The sequence below is a fragment of the Rhodoferax sp. P2_H8_2 genome (genome assembly GCF_056403235.1).
This window is the reverse complement of sequence record NZ_JBFUFW010000018.1, coordinates 1-2,451: the sequence shown is the minus strand read 5'-3', so window position 1 is coordinate 2,451 and position 2,451 is coordinate 1. Positions and strand designations below refer to the sequence as shown.

Here is a 2,451-nt window from a genome sequence, read left to right as displayed (position 1 = left end):
TGCAAGTCAAATTTGCCCGTTTCATCGCCTCCTGCGCACTGGCGCTGGGAGCCCTGCTGCCCGTAGTGCCTGGTATGGCTCCAGTGGCCCAAGCGCAAACCGCTGCACCTGCGACCGCTGCGGTAGCCGCACCTGCTGCTAAAGAAGCTGCAGAAAACCCCTACGGCATTGAAGCCCTGTGGAAGACCTCCGACGTCGTGGCCAAGACCGTTCTGATCATGCTGCTGATCATGAGCGTCTCCAGCTGGTACATCACCATCGTCAAACTGCTCGAGCAAGGCAAAATGGGCCGTCAAGCCCGTGCTGCGGCCGAGAACTTCTGGTCCGCTGGCTCCATCCAGCAAGGCGCCAAAGCCCTGGACGAGAACAGCCCCTTCCGCTTCATGGCCGATGCCGCCACCAACGCGCTGAAGAAGCACGATGGCCTGATGGGACACATCCCCCTGAACGACTGGGTCACCATGGGCATCCAACGTGCCGTGGAACGCATCCAATCCAACACCCAAGGCGGCCTGGCTTTGCTGGCTACTGTCGGTTCGATTTCTCCATTCGTTGGCCTGTTCGGCACCGTTTGGGGTATCTACCACGCCCTGACAGCGATCGGTATCTCCGGCCAAGCCTCCATTGACAAAGTTGCCGGCCCCGTCGGTGAAGCCCTGATCATGACCGCCATCGGTCTGGCCGTGGCGGTTCCTGCCGTTCTGGCCTACAACTGGCTGGTGCGCCGCAACAAGGCCGTCATGGACGACGTGCGCGCCTTCAGCCAAGACCTGCACTCGGTCGTACTGGGCACCGTCAACAAGGGCTAAGCCCTTGGTGGCTGCCCTTTTGTTACCTCCGGTATTGCCTTCAGGTAAATAGGAAACACATATGTCCATGAGCGTCGGCTCAAGCGATGACGGCGAAGACGCCGTCATGTCAGCCATCAACACCACGCCCCTGGTGGACGTGATGTTGGTGCTGCTGATCATCTTCCTGATCACCATCCCGGTGGTCACCACCTCCATCCCCGTGACCCTGCCCAAAGAGCGGGTCGAAGTGCGCGAGACCAAGCCCGAGAACATCATCATCTCGGTCGACAAGGACAGCAACATCTACTGGTACGAAAGCCGTACCAACGACGTTGAAGCCCTGGCCGCCAAGCTCAAGAAAGTCGCCAACCTCAAGCCCCAGCCCGAAGTGCAGGTGCGTGGTGACCTCTCCGCACAGTACGAAGGTGTAGGCAAGGTATTGCTGGCCTGCCAGCGCGCTGGCATCGTCAAGGTCGCCTTCATCACCGAGCCGCCCGCGCTTAATTAGTCAAAAGGAATTCCTCCCATGGGAATGAACGTAGGATCCGGTGGCTCCACTGAGCCGGAAGTCATGATGGACATCAACACCACGCCGCTGATCGACGTGATGCTGGTGCTCCTGGTGATGCTCATCATCACCATTCCGATCCAGCTGCACGCTGTCAACCTGGAAATGCCGGTGGGCGCGCCCCCGACCAACCTGATCAAGCCTGAGAAGATCCAGATCGACATCGACGAGCGAAGCACAGTCTACTGGCAAGGCCTGCCCGTCACCGCGCTGGAGCTGGACACGAAGATGGGTGAAATCGCCAAGGTAGAACCCCAGCCTGAAGTCCACATCCGGCCCAACAAGACCTCGCAATACGCCGTCTTTGCCAATGTGCTGTCCAGCAGCAAACGCCTGGGCCTCACCAAGATCGCCGTGATTGGCGCGGAGCAGTTTGTCCAATGAACTCGCTTGGCATGGAATACAGCTACGAGCAGCGCGACCCCTCGCGCCGCTGGAAGGGCATTGCCATCGTCGTGGTGGTGCACGTATTGATTGGTTGGGCAGTGGTGACCGGTACAGCGCACGATGCGCTCAAACTGATCAAGAAGCCGCTGGAAGCAGTGATGGTGGAAGCGGTGATCCCGCCGCCACCGCCGCCACCACCGCCGCCACCCAAGCAGATCAAACCACCGGATGCACCGCCAACCGAGGCACCCCCTCCGTTTGTGCCACCACCGGATGTACCGCCACCTGCGACCAGCACCGCGCCCACGATTGTGGCCACGGCAGCACCGCCACCGGCACCTGTTGTGATCGCACCGCCACCGCCGCCCGCACCCGTGGCGCGCAACCGCAGCGACATCGCAGTGGCTTGCCCAACCCAGGTACCGCCTGAGATGCCCCGCAAGGCATTGCAGGACGGCACGGTCGGTGTGGTACGCGCACAGGCTGTGATCTCGGGTGGTCAGGTCAAGAGCGTGGAAATCCTCTCCGGCCCACGCGTATTCCATGCGGCTGTRCGCCAGGCGATGATGCAGTACAAGTGCACCAACGATGGCTCCGGTGATGTCATTGCCACCCAGGAGTTCAACTTCAAGGTGGAGTAAGCAGCACTGCGTGCCAGCAGGCACTACCAAAAAGGGCCCTCCGAGGGCCCTTTTTTATTGCTTG

General features: G+C 60.7%; 4 protein-coding genes. All 4 read left to right on the top strand.

Annotation, left to right across the window (positions count from 1 at the left end):
• The first annotated feature begins 23 nt into the window (after window positions 1-23).
• Window positions 24-809: a MotA/TolQ/ExbB proton channel family protein gene (locus AC1DV6_RS18450; protein WP_477980051.1), complete on the top strand. Its 786-nt coding sequence runs from the start codon at window positions 24-26 to the stop codon at window positions 807-809.
• A gap of 61 nt (window positions 810-870) precedes the next feature.
• A complete protein-coding gene (locus AC1DV6_RS18445) occupies window positions 871-1,299 on the top strand; it encodes an ExbD/TolR family protein (RefSeq protein ID WP_477980049.1) in 429 nt (142 codons plus the stop codon).
• An 18-nt stretch (window positions 1,300-1,317) separates the two neighbouring features.
• Window positions 1,318-1,743 (top strand): ExbD/TolR family protein, encoded by a 426-nt coding sequence (locus AC1DV6_RS18440; RefSeq protein WP_477980047.1) that lies wholly within the window; start codon window positions 1,318-1,320, stop codon window positions 1,741-1,743.
• Entirely contained in the window at window positions 1,740-2,387 is a 648-nt protein-coding gene (locus tag AC1DV6_RS18435; RefSeq protein WP_477980045.1) for an energy transducer TonB, read from the top strand. The genes AC1DV6_RS18440 and AC1DV6_RS18435 overlap by 4 nt, the downstream gene beginning before the upstream one ends.
• Window positions 2,388-2,451 lie beyond the last annotated feature (64 nt).

Bases quoted from the DNA above. Each gene is read 5' to 3' on its own strand.
- AC1DV6_RS18445 (WP_477980049.1), top strand. From the start codon at position 871: ATGTCCATGAGCGTCGGCTCAAGCGATGACGGCGAAGACGCCGTCATG.
- AC1DV6_RS18440 (WP_477980047.1), top strand. From the start codon at position 1,318: ATGGGAATGAACGTAGGATCCGGTGGCTCCACTGAGCCGGAAGTCATG.